Annotated in this window: 20 protein-coding genes; 6 read left to right on the top strand and 14 right to left on the bottom strand. The window is 71.1% G+C overall.

All coding sequences use genetic code 11. The features are described from left to right. Positions 1 to 117 precede the first annotated feature (117 nt). The 10 genes from CP975_RS21875 to CP975_RS21830 form a co-directional block, all read right to left on the bottom strand. Positions 118 to 1,395: a thymidine phosphorylase gene (locus CP975_RS21875; RefSeq protein ID WP_055531047.1), complete on the bottom strand. Its 1,278-nt coding sequence runs from the start codon at positions 1,393 to 1,395 to the stop codon at positions 118 to 120. A 120-nt stretch (positions 1,396 to 1,515) separates the two neighbouring features. Further along, positions 1,516 to 1,917, bottom strand: a complete 402-nt coding sequence (locus tag CP975_RS21870) for a cytidine deaminase (protein ID WP_030779135.1) — start codon at positions 1,915 to 1,917, stop codon at positions 1,516 to 1,518. Beyond that, a complete protein-coding gene (locus tag CP975_RS21865; RefSeq protein WP_055531048.1) occupies positions 1,914 to 3,176 on the bottom strand; it encodes an ABC transporter permease in 1,263 nt (420 codons plus the stop codon). The genes CP975_RS21870 and CP975_RS21865 overlap by 4 nt, the downstream gene beginning before the upstream one ends. Continuing rightward, a complete protein-coding gene (locus CP975_RS21860; protein WP_055531050.1) occupies positions 3,173 to 4,321 on the bottom strand; it encodes an ABC transporter permease in 1,149 nt (382 codons plus the stop codon). Before CP975_RS21860 ends, CP975_RS21865 begins: the two co-directional genes overlap by 4 nt. After that, a complete protein-coding gene (locus tag CP975_RS21855) occupies positions 4,318 to 5,907 on the bottom strand; it encodes an ABC transporter ATP-binding protein (protein WP_425474329.1) in 1,590 nt (529 codons plus the stop codon). Before CP975_RS21855 ends, CP975_RS21860 begins: the two co-directional genes overlap by 4 nt. Positions 5,908 to 6,112: 205 nt before the next feature. Further along, on the bottom strand, positions 6,113 to 7,165 hold the full coding sequence (locus CP975_RS21850; protein WP_055531052.1) for a BMP family lipoprotein: 1,053 nt from the start codon (positions 7,163 to 7,165) through the stop codon (positions 6,113 to 6,115). A gap of 264 nt (positions 7,166 to 7,429) precedes the next feature. Then, positions 7,430 to 8,515, bottom strand: a complete 1,086-nt coding sequence (locus tag CP975_RS21845; protein ID WP_055531054.1) for a BMP family lipoprotein — start codon at positions 8,513 to 8,515, stop codon at positions 7,430 to 7,432. 120 nt (positions 8,516 to 8,635) lie between these two features. Beyond that, positions 8,636 to 9,901 carry a M20 family metallopeptidase gene (locus tag CP975_RS21840; RefSeq protein WP_425474269.1) on the bottom strand — a complete coding sequence of 422 codons (1,266 nt, stop codon included), beginning with the start codon at positions 9,899 to 9,901 and terminating at the stop codon, positions 8,636 to 8,638. Positions 9,902 to 10,020: 119 nt separating this feature from the next. Then, on the bottom strand, positions 10,021 to 10,542 hold the full coding sequence (locus tag CP975_RS21835; protein ID WP_055531056.1) for a hypothetical protein: 522 nt from the start codon (positions 10,540 to 10,542) through the stop codon (positions 10,021 to 10,023). Positions 10,543 to 10,692: 150 nt separating this feature from the next. Further along, complete coding sequence (locus CP975_RS21830; RefSeq protein WP_246201588.1) at positions 10,693 to 11,583, bottom strand: LysR family transcriptional regulator; 891 nt, start codon at positions 11,581 to 11,583, stop codon at positions 10,693 to 10,695. Between the two features lie 138 nt (positions 11,584 to 11,721). On the opposite strand from CP975_RS21830, the gene CP975_RS21825 reads away from it, so the two are divergent. Further along, positions 11,722 to 13,176, top strand: a complete 1,455-nt coding sequence (locus CP975_RS21825) for an MFS transporter (protein ID WP_055531058.1) — start codon at positions 11,722 to 11,724, stop codon at positions 13,174 to 13,176. Then, positions 13,173 to 13,619 carry a protein-tyrosine phosphatase family protein gene (locus tag CP975_RS21820; RefSeq protein ID WP_055531060.1) on the top strand — a complete coding sequence of 149 codons (447 nt, stop codon included), beginning with the start codon at positions 13,173 to 13,175 and terminating at the stop codon, positions 13,617 to 13,619. The genes CP975_RS21825 and CP975_RS21820 overlap by 4 nt, the downstream gene beginning before the upstream one ends. Positions 13,620 to 13,628: 9 nt before the next feature. Here CP975_RS21820 and CP975_RS21815 read toward each other — a convergent pair whose 3' ends face one another. From CP975_RS21815 to CP975_RS21800, 4 genes are read right to left on the bottom strand one after another with little or no spacing between them, the layout of a single operon-like run. Continuing rightward, a complete protein-coding gene (locus tag CP975_RS21815; RefSeq protein WP_055531062.1) occupies positions 13,629 to 14,744 on the bottom strand; it encodes a hypothetical protein in 1,116 nt (371 codons plus the stop codon). Positions 14,745 to 14,780: 36 nt separating this feature from the next. Next, complete coding sequence (locus tag CP975_RS21810) at positions 14,781 to 15,740, bottom strand: N-acetylneuraminate synthase family protein (RefSeq protein WP_055531063.1); 960 nt, start codon at positions 15,738 to 15,740, stop codon at positions 14,781 to 14,783. Positions 15,741 to 15,754: 14 nt separating this feature from the next. Then, the gene (locus CP975_RS21805) at positions 15,755 to 17,059 is read right to left on the bottom strand and encodes an N-acylneuraminate cytidylyltransferase (RefSeq protein WP_055531065.1); all 1,305 of its coding nucleotides are present in this window, start codon (positions 17,057 to 17,059) and stop codon (positions 15,755 to 15,757) included. Positions 17,060 to 17,091: 32 nt separating this feature from the next. Further along, positions 17,092 to 18,444, bottom strand: a complete 1,353-nt coding sequence (locus CP975_RS21800; protein ID WP_055531067.1) for a DUF6716 putative glycosyltransferase — start codon at positions 18,442 to 18,444, stop codon at positions 17,092 to 17,094. Between the two features lie 198 nt (positions 18,445 to 18,642). Between CP975_RS21800 and CP975_RS21795 the strand changes: the two genes are divergently transcribed. Genes CP975_RS21795 through CP975_RS21780 form a run of 4 tightly spaced genes read left to right on the top strand, consistent with a single transcriptional unit; the run spans position 18,643 to position 22,632 of the window. Further along, the gene (locus CP975_RS21795; protein WP_055531069.1) at positions 18,643 to 19,620 is read left to right on the top strand and encodes a glycosyltransferase family 2 protein; all 978 of its coding nucleotides are present in this window, start codon (positions 18,643 to 18,645) and stop codon (positions 19,618 to 19,620) included. Then, on the top strand, positions 19,620 to 20,975 hold the full coding sequence (locus tag CP975_RS21790) for an alpha-2,8-polysialyltransferase family protein (protein WP_055531071.1): 1,356 nt from the start codon (positions 19,620 to 19,622) through the stop codon (positions 20,973 to 20,975). Before CP975_RS21795 ends, CP975_RS21790 begins: the two co-directional genes overlap by 1 nt. After that, positions 20,972 to 22,114, top strand: a complete 1,143-nt coding sequence (locus CP975_RS21785; protein WP_055531073.1) for an acyltransferase family protein — start codon at positions 20,972 to 20,974, stop codon at positions 22,112 to 22,114. Before CP975_RS21790 ends, CP975_RS21785 begins: the two co-directional genes overlap by 4 nt. A 47-nt stretch (positions 22,115 to 22,161) precedes the next feature. Beyond that, a complete protein-coding gene (locus CP975_RS21780) occupies positions 22,162 to 22,632 on the top strand; it encodes a MarR family winged helix-turn-helix transcriptional regulator (RefSeq protein WP_055531075.1) in 471 nt (156 codons plus the stop codon). Positions 22,633 to 22,636: the final 4 nt, after the last annotated feature.

Below are 22,636 nucleotides of genomic sequence, written 5' to 3'. Positions count from 1 at the left end.
GTTCACCCGTACGAGTAAGCGCTGGTCACAGAGGGCCCCGAAGGGGCGCGGGGAACTGCGCGATCAGCCACGACGTACCCGCAGCCGGCCCGGCGGCCAGCCCCCGAGGACCGCCCCCTAGCCGATCCGGTCCAGCACGATCGCCCCCGGCGAGAAGTCCGTGCCCGACGGCGCGATGTCGTACGACCCCTCCACCGACTCCAGCGCGTACGCGAACCGCTCCGGCGTGTCCGTGTGCAGGGTCATCAGGGGCGCGCCCGCCTCGACGGAGTCGCCCGGCTTGGCGTGCAGCTCGACGCCCGCGCCGGCCTGGACCACGTCCTCCTTGCGCGCGCGGCCCGCGCCCAGGCGCCAGGCCGCGACGCCGATGTCGTACGCGTCGAGGCGGGTCAGGACACCCGACGACGGGGCCGTCACCACGTGCCGCTCCCGTGCCACCGGCAGCTCCGCGTCCGGGTCTCCGCCCTGCGCCGCGATCATCCGGCGCCATACGTCCATCGCCGAGCCGTCCGCGAGCGCCTTCGCCGGGTCGGCGTCCTTCAGGCCGGCCGCGTCCAGCATCTCGCGCGCGAGGGCCAGGGTCAGTTCCACCACATCCGCCGGGCCGCCGCCCGCCAGCACCTCGACCGACTCGCGGACTTCGAGGGCGTTGCCCGCCGTCAGGCCGAGCGGGGTCGACATGTCGGTGAGCAGGGCCACCGTGCGGACGCCGCTGTCCGTGCCCAGCTCCACCATCGTGGAGGCCAGTTCACGCGCGTCCTCGATGTTCTTCATGAAGGCGCCGGTGCCGACCTTCACGTCGAGCACGAGCGAGCCCGTGCCCTCGGCGATCTTCTTGGACATGATCGAGGAGGCGATCAGCGGGATCGCCTCCACCGTGCCGGTGACATCGCGCAGGGCGTAGAGCTTCTTGTCGGCGGGGGCCAGGCCGTCGCCCGCCGCGCAGATCACCGAGCCGACGCCGTCCAGGACGTTCAGCATCTCCTCGTTGGAGAGCAGGGCGCGCCAGCCGGGGATGGCCTCCAGCTTGTCCAGGGTGCCGCCGGTGTGGCCGAGACCGCGGCCCGACAGCTGCGGGACGGCCGCGCCGCACGCGGCGACCAGCGGGGCGAGCGGCAGCGTGATCTTGTCGCCGACCCCGCCCGTGGAGTGCTTGTCGGCGGTGGGGCGGGAGAGCGAGGAGAAGTCCATGCGCTCGCCGGACGCGATCATCGCGGCGGTCCAGCGGGCGATCTCCTTGCGGTTCATGCCGTTGAGCAGGATCGCCATCGCGAGGGCCGACATCTGCTCGTCGGCGACCGCGCCGCGCGTGTAGGCGTCGATGACCCAGTCGATCTGCTCATCGGTCAGCTCGCCCCGGTCGCGCTTGGTGCGGATGACGGAGATGACGTCCATGGCGGTCCTTCCAGCAGTACAGCGACGTACGTACGTAGATACGAGGCGACTCTACGCGCATAGAGCCCCGAGCTGAAGGTGGCCCCGCACCCAAGATCTCCAAGGGGGCGGGGCCTGCCGTCAGTTGAGGTGCTGCGGGCCGAACGCGTCGGGGAGCATGTCCGCGAGCGTGCGCACGCCCGAGGCCGTCTCCAGGAGCAGCTCCGGGCCCCCGAACTCGTAGAGCAGCTGGCGGCAGCGGCCGCAGGGCATCAGGATCTCGCCCTTGCCGTCCACGCACGTGAAGTGGGTGAGGCGGCCGCCGCCGGTCAGCTGGAGCTGCGAGACCAGGCCGCACTCGGCGCACAGGCCGAGGCCGTAGGAGGCGTTCTCGACGTTGCAGCCGGAGACCGTCCTGCCGTCGTCCACCAGCGCCGCGGCGCCGACCGGGAACCCCGAGTAGGGCGCGTACGCGCGGGACATGGCCTCGCGCGCGGCTTCCCGCAGGGCGTCCCAGTCGGTGTCCTGGGCGGCAGTCGTCACTTTCCTTGTCCCCTTCGGTACGGCATTCCGTCCGCCTTCGGCATCCGCAGCCGCTGGGCGGAGAGCGAGAGGACCAGCAGGGTCACCACGTACGGGGTGGCGGTGACGACCTGGTTGGGCACCTCGTCCGTCAACCCGTACCACAGGAACATCAGCACGGAGACGGCCGCGGTGATCGCCGCGGGCACGTAGCGCTTGCGCCAGGCGAGGTAGATCGCGCCGATGACCAGCAGGATCGCGAGGAGCAGCAGCAGCGCGTGGACGTTCGTACCGCCGCCCCGGAGCTTCAGGCTGTCGGTGTAGCCGAACAGGCCCGCGCCGAGCGCGAGTCCGCCCGGCATCCAGTTACCGAAGATCATCGCGGCGAGGCCGATGTAACCGCGGCCGCCCGTCTGGCCCTCCAGATAGATGTTGGAGGCGACCAGCGAGAGGAAGGCGCCGCCGAGGCCGGCGAAGCCGCCCGAGATGATCACGGCGAGGTACTTGTACTTGTAGACGTTGACGCCGAGGGACTCGGCGGCGACGGGGTTCTCGCCGCAGGAGCGCAGCCGCAGCCCGAACGACGTGCGCCACAGCACCCACCAGCTCAGCGGCACCATCGCGACCGCCACCACGGTGAGCGGCGACAGGCCGGTGACCAGGCCGCCGATCAGGCCCGCGAGGTCGGAGACCAGGAACCAGTGCTTGCCGTTGAGGTCCATGAGCCAGTCGGAGAGGCCGGGGACCGAGAAGTCCCCCAGAGATTCGACGGGCGGTGACTGCTTCGACGTACCGCCCTCCTCGCCCTCGAAGGCGAACGTCGCGAGGTAGCGGGTGACGCCCAGGGCGAGGATGTTCAGGGCCACACCGGAGACGATGTGGTTGACGTTGAAGGTGACCGTCACGATCGCGTGCAGCAGGCCGCCGAGCGCGCCGCCGAGGACGCCGAAGAGGACACCGACCCACGGGCCCCACTGGAAGCCCGCCCAGGCACCGAACCAGGTGCCGAGGATGAGCATGCCTTCGAGGCCGATGTTGACGACGCCCGCGCGCTCGGCCCACAGGCCGCCGAGGCCCGCGAGGCCGATCGGCACGGCGAGCTTGAGCGCCGTGGACATCTGGCCGGTGGACGTGATGCCGTCGGCGCCGGTGATGACGCGGACCAGCGAGATCAGCACCAGGACGCCGGCGATGGAGAGCAGGAGGACGGGGAGCGAGATGCGGCGGCGGCCCGCGGCGGGCTGCTTGGCCGGGGGCTTGGCCACGGATGCCGTGCTCATCGGGCAGCCACCTCCTTCGCGGAGTCGTTGTTGCCGTTGTTGCCGTTGTTGGCGTTCGCCCGGGCGGCGGCGGCCAGTTCCTCACCGACGCGCCGCTGCTGACGGCGCAGGCCCCAGCGGCGCACGGTCTCCGAGGAGACGACGACCGCGATCACGATGAGGCCCTGCATGATCACCGCGATCTCCTTGTCGTACGCGACCGGGGTCGCGTAGTCCAGGGCGGGCGAGGCCTTGTCGAGGAAGGCCCACAGCAGCGCGGCCAGCGCGATGCCGACCGGGTTGTTGCGGCCGAGGAGCGCGATGCCGATGGCGGTGAAGCCGAGGCCCGCGGGGAAGCTGAGGCTGTAGGTGTGGGTGTCGCCGAGCAGGATCGGCAGGCCCGCGAGGCCCGCCATCGCGCCGGAGATCAGCATGGCGGTGAGCACCATGCGCTTGGCGTTGACGCCGGAGGCCGCGGCGGCCGACTCGGAGGCGCCGGTGGCGCGCAGGTCGAAGCCGAACCGGGTGCGGTTGAGGACCAGCCAGTACAGGACGCCCGCGAGGACGGCGACGAAGACGAAGCCGTAGACCTCGCCGCCCGCCAGCTTGATGCCGGGGAACCAGCCGGACTCCTTCATCACGCCGGTGGTCTGGTTGTTGCCCACCGGCACACCGAAGTTCTCGGTGAGGGTGAGGTAGCCGATGACGCTCGTCGCGATGGCGTTGAGCATGATCGTGGCGACGACCTCGCTGACGCCGCGGGTGGTCTTGAGGAGACCCGCGATGCCCGCCCAGAAGGCGCCGGTGAGCATGGCGACCACGATGAGCAGCGGGATCTGGAGCGCGGCCGGGAGAGCGACGTGCGCGCCGACGACGGCGGTGACCATCGCCGCGAGGCGGTACTGGCCGTCCACGCCGATGTTGAACAGGTTCATGCGGAAGCCGATGGCCACCGCGAGCGCCGCCAGGTAGTACATGCCTGCCTGGTTGATGGTCAGCACCTGGACGTCGGAGTAGGAGATCTGCTCCAGCATCAGGGTGTACGGCTCGATCGGGCTCTTGCCCGAGGCGAGCAGCACGACCGAGGTCAGCGCCACGGCCACGAACAGCGCGATGACCGGGGCGGCCACCGCGAGGAGCACGCGCTCCTTGTCGAACTTCTTCATCGGGTCTCGTCCTCCTCGGACGCCTCGGAGCCGTCACCGGACTCAACGTGTTCCAGGTGTCCGGAGGCGGCACCCGTCATCGCCGAGCCCAGCTCCTCCGGCGTGATGGTGGCCGGGTCGGCGTCCGCCACGAGCCGTCCGCGGTAGATCACGCGGAGGGTGTCGGAGAGGCCGATCAGCTCGTCCAGGTCGGCGGAGATCAGCAGGACGGCCAGGCCCTCGCGGCGCGCCTCGCGGATCTGGTCCCAGATCTGCGCCTGCGCGCCGACGTCCACACCGCGGGTGGGGTGGGCGGCGATCAGGAAGCGCGGGTGGTGGCTCATCTCGCGGCCGACGATCAGCTTCTGCTGGTTGCCGCCGGACAGCGAGGCGGCCGTCACGTCGATGCCGGGCGTACGGACGTCGTACTCCTCGACGATGCGGCGGGTGTCGGCCTGGGCTCCCTTGGGGTCCAGCCAGAAGCCGCGTGCGTTCGGCTTCTCCGTGACGTGGCCGAGGATGCGGTTCTCCCACAGCGGGGACTCCAGGAGGAGGCCGTGGCGGTGGCGGTCCTCGGGGATGTACCCGATGCCGTCCTCGCGCCGCTTGCGGGTCGCCGTGCCGGTGATGTCCTCGCCCGCCATGCGGATGACGCCGGAGTCGGCGTGCTTGAGGCCGATCAGCGCGTCGATCAGCTCGGTCTGGCCGTTGCCCTCGACGCCCGCGATGCCGAGGACCTCTCCCTCGTGGATCGTGAAGGAGATGTCGTCGAGCAGGGCGCGGCCCGACTCGCCGTCGGCGAGCAGCTTGAGGCCCTCCACCTGGATCATCGGGCGGTCGGTGACCGTGGACTCCGCCGTCTCGGGGGTCGGCAGTTCGCTGCCCACCATCAGCTCGGCGAGCTGGCGCGGGGTCGTCTCGGAGGGGATCGCCGTGCCGACCGTCGTGCCGCGCCGGATGACGGTGATGTCGTCGGCCACGGAGAGGACCTCACCCAGCTTGTGCGAGATGAAGATGACGGACAGGCCCTCGGACTTGAGCTCGCGGAGGTTGTCGAAGAGCGCGTCGACCTCCTGCGGCACGAGCACGGCCGTCGGCTCGTCGAGGATCAGCGTGGTGGCGCCGCGGTAGAGGACCTTGAGGATCTCCACGCGCTGGCGGTCGGCGACGCCGAGGTCCTCGACGTACGCGTCGGGGCGCACCCCGAGGCCGTAGCGGTCGGAGAGGTCGAGGATCGCGCGGCGGGCCGCGCCGCCGATGCCGTGCAGTTTCTCGCTGCCGAGGACGATGTTCTCCAGGACGGTCAGCTGGTCGGCGAGCATGAAGTGCTGGTGGACCATGCCGATGCCGCGCACGATGGCGTCGGCGGGGCTGGAGAAGGCGACCTGCTCACCGTCGACGGTGATGGTGCCCTCGTCCGGCTTCTGCATGCCGTAGAGGATCTTCATCAGCGTCGACTTGCCGGCGCCGTTCTCGCCGACGAGGGCGTGCACGGTGCCCTTGCGGACGGTGAGGTGGATGTCGTGGTTGGCGACGACTCCGGGGAAGCGCTTGGTGATGCCGGCGAGTTCGACGGCGATGGGCGGAGGGTTGGTGGACGCGTCGATGGCGCACTCTCCTCGGGGGCCAGAGGGCCTGAAGGGCCTGAAGGAAAGGGGCCGCCTACGCGCGCAGTGCCCCTGCGGGTGAAAAGTGGCTCGCGCGAACGGGGCGCGGGTGGACCGGCGTCCCCCGCACCCCGCCACACGAGCAGCACGCTGCCGTCAGAGCCTGACACAGGTTCTGACGGCGAGCGTAGGGTCAACTACCGCCTTACGGCGTGGTCTTGACCTTGATCTTGCCGTCCTTGATGCCGGCCTCGGCCTTCGCCAGCGCGGCCTGGACGTCCTTCATCTTCATGAACTCGGGGTTGGACTTGGCGAGCGCGACACCGCCCGACTTGAGGTCGGCGCGGACGACGCCGCCCTTGGCGTTACCGTCCTCGACGGCCTTCGCCAGGTTGTACACCGAGGCCGCGACGTCCTTGGTCGCCGAGGTCAGGATGTACTTCTTGTACTTGGCGAGGGCGTCCTGCTTGTACTGGTCGGAGTCGACGCCGATCGCCCAGACCTTCTTGGCGGCGGCGGCCTCGATGACGCCCTGACCGGAGAGGCCGGCCGCGTGGTAGACCACGTCGGCGCCCTTCTCGATCTGGCCCTGAGCGGCGGTCTTGCCCTTGTCGGGGCTGGTGAAGCCGCCGTCCTCGGCCTTCTCCGTCAGGTACTGCTTGACGACCTTGACCTTGGGGTTCGTGTCCTTGACGCCCTGGGCGTAGCCCGCCTCGAACTTGTGGATGAGGGGGACGTCCACGCCGCCGACGAAGCCGACGGTCTTGGTCTTGGTGGTCTTGGCGGCGGCGACGCCCGCGAGGTAGGACGCCTCCTGCTCGCTGAAGACCAGGTCGGAGACGTTGTCGGCCTTGACGGTCTCGTCGTCGACGATGCCGAAGGTGACCTTCGGGAACTTCGCCGCGACCTCCTTGATCGCCGGGGCGTAGGCGTAGCCGACACCGATGACGGGGTTGTAGCCCTGCTTGGCGAGCTGCGTCAGGCGCTGCGTCTTGTCGGCGTCCGACTCGCCGTCGACCGGCTCGACGGCCTTCTCGCCGGTCTTGAAGTCCTTGGCGGCCTTCTTCATGCCCTCGGTCGCGGCGTCGTTGAAGGACTGGTCGCCGGCGCCGCCGACGTCGTAGGCGATGGCGACGCCCTTGTTCTTGTCGTCCTTGCTCGCGGCGGCGTCGCTGGACGTGCCACCACAGGCGGAGACGGAGACGGCGAGGGCTGCGGTCGCGGCGCCCGCGACAGCAATTCGAGACACCCGGCGCATAGAGACGAACTCCTTGAGTCAAGCAAGCACAAGCGGTACGAGCGCCTCACCCGGCGCTGATTTCGCCGCAGCGTAACGCGCGTAGACCTGACATAAGAACCCTTCTGTCCGGTCCGTTATCGACCTGTGGCCACGAGGCGTCCGGGGGGCGAACACGCGGTGGGCGCCCCCTTCGTGGAGGGCGCCCAAGCGCCGCAGTACGTACTACGTAAAACGGCGTGAGGTGTGCGCGCGAGGTGCTACGTACAACGTCCTCGCGGCGCGCTACGGCGCCGTCCTGACCTTCACCTTGCCGCTGATGACGTCCTGCTTGGCCTTCTCGACGGCGGCGACGACGTCCTTCATCGCCCTGTACCTCGGGTTGGAGTCGGAGAAGCCGAGGCGGCCGGACTTGAGGTCGTAGCGCCGCTCGCCCGTCCTCGGGTCGCCCTCGACGACCGACTTCGTCAGGTCGTACACGGCGCCGCCGATGTCCTTGAGCGCCGAGCCGAGGATGTACTGCTTGTACTTGGCGAGGGCCTTGTGCTTGTACTGGTCGGAGTCGACGCCGATCACCCACTTCTTCTGGGAGCCGGCCTCCTGGATGACGCCCTGCCCGGAGAGCCCCGCCGCGTGGTAGATCACGTCCGCGCCGGCCTCGATCTGGCCGCCGGCCGCGTTCTGCCCCTTGTCGGGACTGGCGAATCCGCCCTCCTCCGGTTTCTCCGACAGATACCGCTTCTCAATTTCGATCTTGGGATCGACGGACTTCACGCCCTGCACGAATCCGGCCTCGAATTTATGGATCAGCGGAATGTCCACGCCGCCCACGAATCCGACGTGCTTGGCCTTGCTCGCCTTGGCCGCGGCGACACCGGCGAGATAGGAGCCCTGTTCGTCGTGGAACACGATACCGGCGACGTTGTCGGCCTTCACGGTGTTGTCGTCGATGATCCCGAAGGTGGTCTTCGGGAACTTCTTCGCGGCCGCCTCCACCGCGGGCGCGTAGGCGAAGCCGACGCCGATGACGGGGTTGTAACCCTGGTTGGCGAGCTGTTCGAGGCGCTGGACCTTGTCGGCGCTGGACTCGCCGTCGCCCGGCTCCATGTCCACGCCACCGATCTTGAACTCCTTGCGGGCCTTGGTGTAGCCCGCGTAGGCGGCGTCGTTGAAGGACTGGTCGCCCTGCCCGCCGATGTCGTAGGCCAGACCGATGCCCTTGCCCTTGTACGAGGACGAGGCGCCGGAGCCCTGCTCCTTGCCGCCCTCCTCCTGCGCGGCCTCACTGCTGGTCTTGCCGCACGCCGAAGCGGCGAGGGCGAGCGACGCCACCGCCACGGCCACTTGGGAAAGTCTCGATACACGACGCATAGGACGTACTCCTCACGTTCCCCAACGCACCGCTGACGGCGCTGATTTCGGCGCACAGTAACGCGCGTAGAAAGGGAGGGGAACGGTTTTCCGCGGGGCCGTTACCTATTCGTGCCGGGTTCACGCCCCGGTGCGCGCCGCGTCCAGCAGTGCGGTGGCGGTGAAGAGTTCGACGCCGACCGCGATGGCCGACTCGTCCGCGTCGAAGTCGCCCTGGTGGAGGTCGCGGACGGTGCGCTCGCCCGGCCTGCGCACGCCGAGCCGGGCCATGGCGCCGGGCACGTGCTCCAGGTACCAGGAGAAGTCCTCGCCGCCCAGGCTCTGTTCGGTGTCCTCGATCGCGAGCGGGCCGCGCCGCTCGGCCATGGCGTCGCGCAGCAGGTCGGCGACGCCGGGGTCGTTGACGACGGGCGGGACGCCACGGACGTAGGTGACCTCGGACTTGGCGCGGTAGAGGTCGGCGATCTCCTGGATCGCGCCGTGCACCAGGTCGGGCGCCTCCCGCCAGGCCTTGAGGTCCAGGCAGCGCACGGTCCCGGACAGCTCGGCGTGCTGCGGGATCACGTTCGGCGCGTGGCCGGACTCGATGCGACCCCAGGTCACCGAGAGGCCCGAGCGGGCGTCGGCGCGGCGGGCGACGACGGCCGGGACCTCGGTGGCGACCTTGGCGGCGGCGGTGACGAGGTCGGTGGTGAGGTGCGGCCGCGCGGTGTGTCCGCCGGGCCCGTCGAGCGAGACCTCCAGGCGGTCGCAGGCTGAGGTGATGGGTCCGTGCCGCAGGCCGATGCGGCCCGCGTCGACGCGGGGGTCGCAGTGCACGGCGATGATCTTCCCTACGCCGTCGAGGACGCCCTCCTTGATGGCGTCGGCGGCGCCGCCCGGCAGGACCTCCTCGGCGGGCTGGAAGATCAGCCGCACCGCGAAGGGCAGCTGCCCCTTGCGCGCCAGGTCCGCGAGGACCAGGCCGGCGCCGAGGACGACGGTGGTGTGCACGTCGTGCCCGCAGGCGTGGGCGCGGTCGGGCACCGTGGAGCGGTAGGGCACGCCGAGCTTGGTGTCGGGGATGGGCAGCGCGTCGATGTCGGCGCGCAGGGCCAGCATGGGGCGCACGCCGTCCCACTCCCCCACGTCGCAGACGAGCCCTGTGCCGGCCTTGAGCACCCGGGGGGCGAGACCCGCCTCCTCCAGCCGGGTCTTGATGGCGGCGGTGGTACGGAACTCCTGGTTGCCGAGCTCCGGGTGCATGTGCACGTCACGGCGGAAGGCGACGAGTTCGGTGCGCAGCGCTTCGGGCAGCGCACCGGGAAGCGTCTGCGTGAGTGCGTACTCCGTTGCGGACAAGCCGTCGGACACCTCTTCGGTCGCACAGGACATCAGTTGGTTCACCCTTTGAAGGGTAGGGCGATGCAACGGCCAACTGACCCACGATCAACAAAAGTTCAGCCCGTTAGGGGAAGAAACAGTGGCCTCGTGGCGCATGGCCGCTGATCGGGATGGGTAAACATTCACGCCGCCACGGGGGATGCGTAAGCCGTCCGGCGCCTGTAGTAGGCGAGGGCGACCGCTGTCAGCAGGGGCGGCCAGGCGATCAGCGGTACATAGCAAAACACGAGCAGGGCGGTTTGCGCTGTACTGTCCGTCACACCCGCTTCGGCCCCCAATCCGGCGATCTGTGCGTAGAAGGCCCAGCCCATGAGCCCGAAGAGCCCGGCGGCGCCCAGCAGGGCCGGTACGACGGCGGCGAGCGGCCGCACCTGCCGACCGCCGAGCACGGGTACCCACCCGGGCACCACCTCACCCCACTGGCGCACCAGCCCGAGCGTGAGCAGCGCGAGCCCCTCGGAGACGAGGCTGAGCAGCAGGATGTACACGGCCTCTCCCGCACCGTGCTGCTCCTGCGCGGCGACGGGGAGCCCGGCTACCAGGGCGACCCGCCACAGCCCGGAGGGCAGGGTGGTCCACGGCACGGCGTGGGCGGCGAGGGCGGCCCAGCGGGGGACGTCGGGGAGTGCGGTGATTCTCAGCATGGGGTGATGCTGGCGCGGCGGCGGTGGGGGGCGCGTCGTCGTGGGGGCGCGTCCGGTGGCGGCGGGCTCCGCCGGACGGGGGAGGGAGCACTCCTCCCCCGACCTCCTCGCCCTCCTCGTACGCGCCCTCAGAGGGAGCCCTCCGCGCCCTCAGCCGGTGACCTCCCGCGCCGTCCGCGCGAAGGCCGCCACCACCCCCGTGTCGTGGCCGAGCCGCCACACCAGGCCGTAGCCCGTCGGCTCCGCGTCCGCGAAGGGGACGTACGCGACCCCCGGCCGGGCGTAGTACGTGGCCGTGTGGGCGGGGGCGAGGAACGCGCCCTTGCCCGCCGCCACCAGGATCAGGCCCTCCTGCATGTTGACCACCCCGGGGCCCCGCTCGATCGGGCGGCCGCTCGGGGTGCGGGCGGGGACGTGGTGCTCCAGCCAGTAGTCGGGGACCTCGCCCGCGAGGGTGAGGAGGGTCACGGCGGCGAGGTCCTCCAGGGTCACCGTGTCCCGGGCGGCCAGCGGGTGGGTGGCGGGCAGGGCGAGGACGCGGTCCTCGGCGAACAGCTGGGGCCCGATGCCGAGGTCCTCCTCCCGTACGGGAAGCTCGGTGAGCTGCACGTCGAACTCGCCTCTGCGTAGCTGCCCGTACGGATCGCCGAGCGGCACTTCGCACACCTCCACGGCGAGGCCGGGGTGGCTGACGCGCAGCGCCTCCGTCGCCTTCATCACGATCTCGCCGGTGAGCGGGTTGGAGAAGCCGACGTGCAGTACGCCCTCGATGCCGCGCGCGGTGGCCGCCGCCCGGTCCAGGCCCTCCTCGATGGCGCGGTGGTGGGGTGCCAGGTCGGCGCGCAGCTGCCGGCCGATCGAGGTGAGGGCGACGCGGCGGCTGGTGCGGGTGAACAGCGGGGCGCCCACGCGGCGTTCGAGCCGCTGGACGAGCTGGCTCACGCGGGCCTTGGAGAGCCTCATCCGCTCGGCGGTGCGGCCGAAGTGCAGCTCCTCGGCGAGGAGGAGGAAGCACTCCAGTTCGTCACGCTCGATCGGCATCGGTGCCCCCGGGTAGGTCGGATCGTTCAGCCTGCTTGAACGAACGTTGCGATCTTCGCCGTTGTTCCTCTTCCCCGCCCGGCCGAGGGTGATTGAGCAGACAACAACAGCTGCCAGTAGCGGGAGAGTTGAGACGTCATGAGTGCCAGTGCCCCGAGATCCACCGAAGAACGGCCGGCCACCGGCTGGACCCGCCGCCAATGGGGCGTCCTCCTCGTCCTGTGCGGGGCGATCTTCCTGGAGGGCGTCGACATCGCGATGCTCAACGTCGCCCTGCCCTCCATCCGCGCCGACCTCGGCCTGTCCACGGGCTCCTTGCAGTGGGTGATGAGCGCGTACGTCCTCGGGTACGGCGGCTTCATGCTGCTCGGCGGGCGCGCCGCCGACCTCTTCGGGCGCCGCCGGATGTTCGTGTTCTGGCTCTCCGTCTTCCTCGTCTTCTCCGGGCTCGGCGGGTTCGCCACCGAGGGCTGGACGCTGATCGTGGCGCGCTTCGTCACCGGGGTCGCCGCCGCCTTCATGACGCCCGCCGGGCTCTCGATCATCACCACCGGGTTCGCGGAGGGGCCGCAGCGCAGCAAGGCCCTGCTCTTCTACTCCGGTACCTCCGCCGGCGGCTTCTCGGTCGGGCTCGTCGTCGGCGGGCTGCTGACCTCGGCCGGCTGGCGCTGGGTGTTCTTCGCGCCGGTCGTGCTCTCCGCGGTGATCCTCCTGGCGGCCCTCGCCTTCGTACCGAAGTCGGCGCGTCCCGAGCGGGTGGCCGGACAGGGGTTCGATCTGGCGGGCGGATTGACCATCACCTCCGCCATCGTGCTGCTCGTCCTCGGCGTGGAGCGCGCCGCGCACACCCCAGCCGCCTGGACGGCGGCCACGATCGGCGCCGGTCTCCTCCTCGTCGCCGCGTTCGTCGCGGTCGAGCGGCGCTCGCCGGCCCCGCTGGTGCGGCTCGGCATCCTGCGGAGCGGCGGCCTCGTGCGCGCCAACCTCTCCGCGCTGCTCTTCGCCGCGGGCTTCTTCGGTTTCCAGTTCCTGGTGGTGCTCTACCTCCAGGAGCTGCGGGAGTGGTCGACGCTCCGGACCAGTTTCGCGATGCTGGTCATGGGCATCGACGCGATCCTCTCCCCCCTCCTCACCCCCAGGCTGGTGAACCGCTTCGGCAACGCCCGGGTGATCTTCGGCGGACTGCTCCTCGCCGCGCTCGCCTACGCCCTGTTCCTGCCGGTCGCCGCCGACTGGACGTACGCGATGATGCTCCCGAGCCTGGTCGTCGTCGGCCTCGCGTTCTCGCTGGCGTACGGCCCGCTCACCATCGTCGCCACCGAGGGCGTCGCCGAGGAGGAGCAGGGTCTGGCCGGGGCGCTGCTCTACACGTCCTTCCAGTTCGGCGCGGCGCTCGGCCTCTCGGCGGTCACGGCGGTCAACGTCGCGGCGACGGCGTCCGGTTCACCGGCGGCCGTGCTCGACGGCTACCGAGCGGCCCTGTGGGTCCCGCTGGCCGCCGCCCTGCTGGCCGCGGTGATCAGCGCCTTCGGGCTGCGGATGAAGCGAAGTGCGCTGCCCGAGCCGGTGGTGGCGCCTAGTCTGCGGGCATGACCGGCAGCGCGAAGACGGATACGTGGAAGGCCGACGGCGTCGGAGTCCTGCGGTTGCCCTCCGGACGGCTCGTCCGGGGGCGGGGGCTTCGGCGCCCGCTTCCCGACGGTGACGTGCCCGATCTCGGCGTCTACCTCCTCGGCAAGCAACCGCCCGAAGTCCCCTGGGAGGCGAAGTGGCTGGCCTGGCCCGACTTCCGGCTGCCGGGTGATCGCGCGCTGGCGCGGGAGGTGCTGCGCGAGGCGTGGGAGCGGGCCGCCGAGGAGCGTGTCGAGGTGGCCTGCGGGGGCGGACGGGGGCGGACCGGGACCGCCCTCGCCTGTATCGCCGTCCTGGACGGGGTGCCCGCCGCGGAGGCCGTCGCCTTCGTACGGGCGCACTACGACCGGCACGCGGTGGAGACACCCTGGCAGCGGCGGTACGTGGCACGGTTCAGCGCCTGAGGCGCCTCCTCACCCCGGCGCCGGTGACCCCACGCCCCGCGGGCCGCCCGCCGAGGTGATGACGGACGTCAGCCGGTGCACGTCCCGCGCCGTCCCCGTCACTCCGGACAGGAAGCCCTGCGCGCGCGGCGAGGCGTTCTGCGTGAGCCACGCCGGGTCGATGTCGCAGACCGCCACCTTCACGTCCGTGCCCGCCAGGGCCAGGGGCAGGGTGTGGACGACCGTGGAGGGGAAGCTGAGGATCGTACGGCTGATGGGGCCGCGGCGGGCGATCAGCTCCAGGGGGAGGTCGGGGCGCACCACCTGGAGGCCCGTCTCCACCGCGAGCCGGTGCAGCTTGTCGGAACTCTCGCGGCGGTGGGCGAAGTAGCGCGTGGCCCCGTGGGTCAGGGAGAGGGCGCGGACCGCTTCCACATAGCGGTCGAGGTCCACCACGCCCGTCTCGACGAGGGACGTGCCGACCAGGTCGGCGCCGCGCGTGATGCGGGGCGGGCCGAAGCGCTCTCTGGTCCAGGCGAAGGCGTTGACGGTGAGGGTGACGCCGGGCGGCGCCTGGTCGATCGGCATGGAGGAGAAGACCTCCACCGTGCGCGCCCCGCCGGGGGTGAGGCGCCGCCGGGCCGAGGCCGAGACCGGCGCGAAGACCAGGTCGCGGGGCCCGGGGCGGCCGCCCTTGCGGTGCCAGCGCACAAGGCGCTCACCGCGGGCCAGCTGGGAGATGAACTCCATGGTCGCCGTGCCGTCGTCGACCACCACCAGCGAGCGGGCGCGGGTGATGGTCAGCAGGAGCTGTACGTAGCGGGAGAACGGGTCTCCTATGACGACCCGGTCCGCCTTGCGCAGCGCGCCCGCCAGGCCGCCGATCGTCTGGAAGGGGGCGCTCGCGCCGCCGCGCGCCTCCTCCCAGCGGACCTCGACGCCCTCGTCGCGGGCGAGCTGCGCCATGCGGCGCAACTGACCCCGGGTCATGGGGTCGTTGGGCGAGAGGACGACGACGGTGAGCCCCCCGGCCGGGCCGGTCGCGGCCGCCGCGTGCGCCCACTCCAGTACGTTCAGCAGCTGAACAGGGCTCTCCACGAAGGCGAGCGTGGAGGGGGCGGTGGCGCCGGCGGCTCGGGGACTCATCGTCGTCTCGTCCGTATCCCGGTAACCTGTGGGCGCTCAGACCGCGACCGGCTCGGCGCCGGTGGTCTCCGACTCCGCCACGACGCCCGCGACGCGGCGCAGCTTCTTCATCGGGCCCAGCTCCGACTCGTACACCTTCTTGACGCCGTCGCCGAGGGAGGCCTCGATGGTGCGGATGTCGCGGACCAGGCGGGTCAGGCCCTGCGGCTCCACGGAGGCGGCCTGGTCGGAGCCCCACATGGCGCGGTCGAGGGTGATGTGGCGCTCGACGAACGTGGCGCCGAGGGCGACGGCGGCCAGCGTCGTCTGGAGGCCCGTCTCGTGGCCGGAGTAGCCGATCGGGACGTTCGGGTACTCCTGCTGGAGGGTGTTGATCACGCGCAGGTTCAGCTCCTCGGCCTTGGCCGGGTACGTCGACGTGGCGTGGCAGAGCAGGATGTTGTCGGAGCCGAGGACCTCGACGGCGTGGCGGATCTGCTTCGGCGTCGACATGCCGGTGGAGAGGATGATCGTGCGGCCGGTGGCGCGCAGGGCGCGCAGCAGCTCGTCGTCCGTGAGGGAGGCGGAGGCGACCTTGTGGGCGGGCAGGTCGAACTTCTCCAGGAAGGCGACGGCCTCGGTGTCCCACGGGGAGGCGAACCAGTCGATGCCGCGCTTGGCGCAGTGCTCGCTGATCGCCTGGTACTCGGACTCACCGAACTCCACGCGGTGGCGGTAGTCGATGTACGTCATGCGGCCCCAGGGGGTGTCGCGCTCGATGTCCCACTGGTCGCGCGGCGTGCAGATCTCCGGGGTGCGCTTTTGGAACTTGACCGCGTCGCACCCGGCCTCGGCGGCCACGTCGATCAGCTTGAACGCGTTCTCCAGGTCACCGTTGTGGTTGATGCCGATCTCGCCGGTGATGTAGACGGGCCGGCCGGGCCCTGCCGTCTTCGAACCGAACTGACGCAGACGGGAGTTGGCGCCGATGGGTGTGACGGAGGTGAGGGAGCTCATGGCAGGAACGTTCCTTAACTGTGGAGGGAGTCGAGAGAGGGGCCGAGGATCCAGGTGGCGATCTCTCGGATCGCGCCTTCACCGCCGGGGAGGGTGGTGACCGCGCGGGCCGCGCCGCGCACGACGTCGTGGGCGCTGCCGACCGCCACGGGCCAGCCCACGAGGGCGAAGCACGGGAGGTCGTTGACGTCGTTGCCGACGTAGAGCACGCGCTCGGGCGCGATGCCCTGCTCCTCGCACCACTGCTTCAGTGCGAGGTCTTTCCGGTCGATGCCGTGCAGGACCGGAAGCTTGAGCTTCCTTGCGCGCGCGGCGACGACCGGGTTCTGTTCCGTGGACAGGATCAGCATGTGCAGGCCGCTCTTGCGCAGGGCCGCGATGCCGAGGCCGTCGCCGCGGTGCACGGAGACGAATTCCCGTCCCTCGGAGTCGATCAGCACCCTGTCGTCGGTCTGGGTGCCGTCGAAGTCGAGGACGACCGCGTCGATGTCGGCGGCGGTCGGAAGCGCCTGCGCGTGGTCCGCGTCGAAGAGCGGGGCCAGTGCGCGGGCGCGGGCGAGGTCGTGCGGGTCGTCGACCTCCAGGACGCGGGCCGGGTCGGTGCGGACCGGCTCGGTGTGGCCGAAGAAGCGGTGCTTGTGGTCACGGAAGCCCGCCGCGTCCATGGCGTAGGCGGCGCCGGTCTCCAGGAGGTCCTGGGGGCGGTCCTGGCGGCGCGGGCGGAAGGACTTGTCGTGGTTGACGCCGTAACCGCCGCGGGTGCGGATGGAGTTGGCCAGGGTCGCCGTGCCGCCCAGGGAGTCGGTGCGCTGGGCGGGCACGTCGGCGGGGCCGTCGGCGTCGTCGGCCGCGTCGCGCCAGATGAAGCCGTGGAAGGGGGCGACGGTGACGGCCGTGTCGGCGCCGTTCTCGACGACGGCGGCGGCCACCCCGTCGATGTCCTCGTGGGTCAGGAAGGGGCTGGTGCACTGCACGAGCAGGACGACGTCGACGCGGGTGCCGTGCAGGGCCTCGTGGGCGTCCATCGCGTGCAGGACGGCGGCCTCGCTGGTCGCGGTGTCCCCTGCGATGGCGGCGGGGCGCAGTACCACCTCGGCGCCGGCGGCGCGGGCGGCCTCGGCGATCACGTGGTCGTCCGTGGAGACCACGACGTCCGTGACGAGCCGTGCGGCCAGGCACGCGCGGATGGCGCGGCCCACCAGCGGCACGCCGCCGACCGGGGCGAGGTTCTTGGCGGGCACACCCTTGGAGCCGCCGCGGGCGGGGATGACGGCGAGGACGCGGCGGGCCTGCGCACTCGCTGGGCCGGGGTGGGACATGGGGGCTCCTGAGGGTGGGAGGTCGTGGGAGTTCACAGCTCGCCCATCCGCCGGATGACGGGGGCCACGCGCTGCACCCCGTGGCGGTAGGCCCCGCGGGCGGCGCGGCGCACGATCTGCCGTACGGGGCCCGGGTCCCTGTCGGCCGCCGGGGCGCCCGGCAGCGGGGAGCCGTCGGGGCCGAGGTGGTGGCGGGCGAGGATGCCGGGCAGATAGCCGCGGGCGGTGGTGAGGCTGTAGTAGGGCTTCAGGGGCGGGATGCGGCCGGCCGCGGCGTCGGCGAGGAGGCCGGTGACCTTCTCCCGTGCCGCGTCGAAGGCCCGCTCGTACGCCCCGTCGGCGGCGACGCCCTGCCGGGCCAGCCAGCGCTCGTCGGGCACGGGCAGGTGGCCCGCGTCCAGTTGGTCCCAGGAGGCGAGGCACCCGGAGCCGGTGAAGTGGTGGTTGCCGAGCGCCTCGCGCACCCCGAGGTCGGTGAGGACCGCGGTGGGGATGCGGCGGTGCAGCGACTCCAGGGCGGCCGTGGAGCTGACGGTGACCAGCAGGTCGGTGCGGTCGAGGACCTCGCCCATGTGGCCGTAGACGAGGCGGCAGTTGGCGGGCAGGCCGCCCTCCAGCCGCTGCGCCAGCTTCTGGTAGGGCAACTCCTCGATGTGTGTGGTGTGCTCGCCGGGCTTGCTGCGCAGCTTGAGCAGGACCTCACGGTCGGGGTGCAGCCGGGCGTGGTCGGCGAGGCGGCGCAGCAGGTACGTGCGGTGCGCGGCGCTGTCCGGTACGGAGGGCTGGGCGGCGAAGACGACCGTGTACGGGTCGTGCCCGGCGTAGGGCGCGCCGCCGAGGAAGGGCAGCGCGGCCTCCGTGACCGACGAGGCGTCGGCGCCCACCCCCTCGTACACCGCGCGGAAACGTTCCGCGTCCTGGCGGGAGTTGGCGAGGACGACGTCGGCGCCGTGCCGCAGGAGGAGGCCGTCGGCGAGCTTCTCGTAGACGACGCCGACGTAGCCGGTGACGACGACGGGGCGCTTCGGCGCGGTGCCGGTGAGGCGGGCGTCCTCGGTGAGGCGGGCGAGTCCGTGCAGCACCGCCTGGACCGCCCCGCCCACCAGGGCGAGCACGATCACGTCGGGCGCGTCCCGCTCCATCTCGCGCAGGAACTCGACGGCGGTGACCTCGCGCAGGCTGTCCGCGCGCACCCCCACCTCTTCGAGCTGCCGGGGCGTCGGGGTGGCCCGGCCGCGGAGCAGGAATCCGCTGAGCCGATGGCCGTCGGACTCGGGCCGACTGTCCGATACGATGCGGTTCGCGGTGAGAGCGCCCCATTTCCATCGCGTATCGGAATCGGCGAGTACGGCCACCCGCAGCGGGTTTCGGTTACTTGCTGGCACGCCCCAGACGCTAGGAAGCCATTTCGATTCGCGGCCCAACTCAGGTGCAACAAACGGTTAACAGCACGCCGACGAATGGCGAATCAGCCCGGGAATGGGCGCCTCGGCAGCCTGGTTAACCATTCCGCCACGCGTCGTTCACCTGGCATCCCACTGCGGGTCGACACGAATGACGGGCCGACACCTAACGTCACCCACGTGGTTAAGCTCTCCGTCATCGTGCCGTTCTACAACGTGCAGCAATACGCGCCCGACACCCTGAGGAGTCTGCGCGCGAACACGCGCGACGACTTCGAATTCATTCTCGTCGACGACTGTTCGCGCGACGGGACTCCGGACATCCTGGAGCGAGCGGCGCGCGAGCTGCCGGGCGCCGTCCACCTCAGACATGAGAGGAACGGCGGGCTCGCGACCGCCCGCAACACGGGCCTCGACGCGGCGCGCGGCGAGTACCTCACCTTCCTGGACGGTGACGACTGGCTCGCCCCCGGCTATTACGAGCAACTGCTTTCCTCCATCGAGGAGTTGGGGTGCGACTTCGTCCGTACCGACCATGTGCAGTGCACCGCGCGGGCCCGTTCGGTCCACCGCGTCCCGCACGGCAGGCGCGGCGTCGTGATGAGCCCGCGCGAGGTGATACTCCCCGCCGACCGGTCGACGTCCGTCGACTACGCGTACGCCTGGGCCGGCATCTACCACCGCCGGCTCGCCGACGCGGGCCTGCTGCACTTCACCGACGGCCTGCGCACCGCGGAGGACCGGCCCTGGATCTGGCGGCTGCACCGGGAGGCGGAATCCTTCGCCGCCGTCGGTCTGCTCGGGGTTTTCTACCGGCGCGGGGTCGCCTCGTCGCTCACCCAGATCGGCGACGTGCGCCAACTCGATTTCATCAAGGCATTTGACCAGGTGATACGGGAAACCGCGTCGGACCGGGATGCCGAAAAACTCCTGCCGAAGGCCGTGCGCACTTATTGTGCGATCATCTCCCACCATTTGGGATCCATCGAAAGGTTCGAGCCATCCGTGGCGCGCAAATTGAAGTCAATGAGTGCGGCCGCGCTGAAGCGGATGCCGCAGGGCGTTCTGGACGAAGCCCTCGACTCCATGGACCTCCAGCGGGCGACCCGGCTGCGCAGGCTGCGCCGTCGGCCCGTCTCGGCGGAGGTGGCCGCGTAATGCCGACCCAGATCTTTCTGGCGTCCACGCTGTACGGCGTCGCGACGCTCGCCGCCGCCCTGGACGCCGGCCGGTTCGGGCCCGCCGACCGCCGTGTCCTGCTGGTCAGCAACAACGCGGCGATCCCGGAGACGACGACCCCGCTCGACGAGATGCCGGGATTCGCGCGGCTGCGCGGCCGGTTCGACGACGTACGCTCCTGGAACGAGGCCATCTCCCCCTTCCACCCGGGCGGTTGGGCCCCGCGCGGCGACGACGTCGTGCTGTGGGAGCGGTACGTGCGGATGCTCTGGGACCTCGGCGACGACCGGGTCGAGCTGGCCGTCGAGTCGATCCAGGTGAACCCGGCGCTCGCCCTCACCCAGATCTTCACCGGCGCCCCCGTGGACGTCTACGCCGACGGCCTGATGAGCTACGGCCCCACCCGCAACAAGATCGACCCACTGGTCGGCACGCGCGTGCGGCGCCTGCTCCACCTGGACCTGGTGCCGGGCCTCACCCCGCTCCTGCTCACCGAGTTCGGCGTCGAGCCGGAGATCGTGCCGACCGAAGCGTTCGTGAAAGTCCTCGGTGAACTCGGTGAACCCGGCGCGGACAGTGCCGGCTTGCCCGACATCGAGGCGCCCGCCCTCGTCCTCGGCCAGTACCTCTCCGCCCTGAACATCCTCACCCCCGAGGAAGAGGAGGAGCTGCACGTCCGCATGGTGCGCGGCGCCGCCGAACTGGGTCACACCCAGGTGGTGTTCAAGCCCCACCCCACCGCACCCGCCCGCTGGTCGCGCATCCTGGAGAAGGAGGCGCGGGCGATCGGGGTCGAGCTGACGGTACTCGACTCCCCCGTCCTCGCCGAGGTGCTCTACCAGCGGATGCGCCCCACGCTCGTGATCGGCTGCTTCTCCACAGCGCTGCTCACGGCGTCCGCGCTCTACGGCCTGCCCGTCGCCCGCACCGGCACGGACCTCCTCCTGGAGCGCCTCGCGCCCTACCAGAACAGCAATCGCGTCCCCGTCACCATCGTCGACGCGCTGCTGCCCGAGCTGACGGACCGGGCGGCGGTCACCGAGCGGCGGGCGGCCCTCGGCACCGGCGAGCTGACGAACCTCCTCAAGGCCGTCGGCTTCGCGATGCAGCCGCAGATCTACCCCGGCCTGCGCCCCGACGCCGAGCGCTATCTCGCGCGGAACCTCGGCCCGGACACCTGGCGCTACTTCAAGCGGCGCCGCCTCACCGCGCTCGCCCTGCCCGGGGCACTGCCCTCGCAGCTGGCGTTCATCCCGCGCAACGCGGCGGTGCGGCGCGTGGCGCGCCGGGCCCGTTCGGTGCAGCGCTCCATCAAGCGGACCGCCCTCGGATGACCGCCCCCGCACCCACGCTCCCCAGGGCGGCACCGGGAGCGCGCACCGGCACGCCCGCGCCCACCGTCGTGCGCGCGCGGGCGAAGCCCCGGCTGCGCGCCCTGGACGGGCTGCGGCTGATCGCCGCGCTCATGGTCGCCGCCTACCACTACGGCGGGCGTGACGGCGAGATATCCGAGGCCTGGGGCAGCTCCCCCAGGCTTCAGTTCCCCACCGCCCACGCGTGGTTCGCGTACGGCTGTCTCGGCGTCCAGATCTTCTTCGTGATCAGCGGCTTCGTCATCTGCATGAGCGGCTGGGGCAGACCTCTGCGCTCCTTCTTCGCCTCCCGCGCCGCCCGCCTGCTGCCCTCCTACTGGGCGGCGGTCCTCCTGGTGACGGCGGTCTTCGCGCTGCCCGTCGTGGCGTACGAGGCGGTCTCGCCCAGCGACGTGCTGGTGAACCTCACCATGCTCCAGCAGCCGCTGGGCGCGGACCGGGTCCTCGGCGTGTGCTGGACCCTCTGGGCCGAGCTGCGCTTCTACGCGCTCTTCGCGCTCTGTGTCGTACTGCCGGGCGCGACCCGCGCCCGCGTGATCCTGTTCTGCGCGGTGTGGACCCTGGCGGCAGCGGTCTCCGAGGCCGCGAACGAGCCGTTGCTCGACCTCGTCCTCATGCCGCAGTTCGCGCCCTACTTCATCGGCGGCATCGGCATCTACCTCGTCCACCGCGACCGCCGCGACCTCACCGCGTGGGGCATCGTGGGCGTCAGCTGGCTGACCGGCCAGCATTACGCGGTCACCCAGCTGTGGCACGAGCCGGACCCGGCCTCCTTCTCGCACCGCTCCTCGCTCGTGATCATCGCGATCGTCACGGCGGGCTTCGCGGCGGTGCTGCTGATCGCGCTCGGCCACCTGGACCGGCTGAACTGGCACCGGCTGACGGTGGCGGGAGCCCTCACGTACCCCTTCTACCTGGTGCACGAGCACCTGGGCTGGGTCGTCGTCCGGGCGTTGCACCAGGTCTTCGGTCTGCCGGCGTCACCGGCCTTCGCCCTGACGATCGCCGCGATGCTGGCCCTGGCGTGGCTCCTGAACCGGTGCGTGGAGGAACGGCTCACCCCGGCGATCCGCAAGGGCCTCGGCACCCCGAGGGCGTAAAAGGGGTCCTTGACCTCAAGTCGACTTGAGGTTCTACCTTCACCTCCATGACGACCTTCGCGTACTCACACAGCGACGCCGACCTGCTCAACCAGCCCATCGGATACTGGAGTTCGGCCGCGGGCGCCGCCGTGGTCAACCACATCCGCACCGCCCTCGCCGAACTCGGCCTCACCCAGCCCCAGTGGTGGATCCTCAACCAGCTCCTGGACACGCCGCCGGAGGGCCGCGACCGCGACGAGGTCGTGGCGGTCCTCAAGGGGTATCTCGAAACCGGCGAGGGCGCCCTGCTGCACAACATCGCCGCCCTGCACGACCGCGGCCTGGTCACCGAGGACGCCGCGGGCCGCATCGCCCTCACCGACGCGGGGCGCGAGCTGCGGGACCGCGTCGCCGAGCGGCAGCGGTCGATCCTCGCGGAGATCCGCGAGGGCGTCACGGACGAGGAGTACGTCCGGACGCTGAAGGTCCTCCAGCGGATGATCCACAACGTGGGGGGCACCGCCTGGCACCACTGAGCCG

This window comes from Streptomyces alboniger (genome assembly GCF_008704395.1).
GTDB lineage: Bacteria > Actinomycetota > Actinomycetes > Streptomycetales > Streptomycetaceae > Streptomyces > Streptomyces alboniger.
This window is presented reverse-complemented; position numbering and strand designations above follow the sequence as displayed.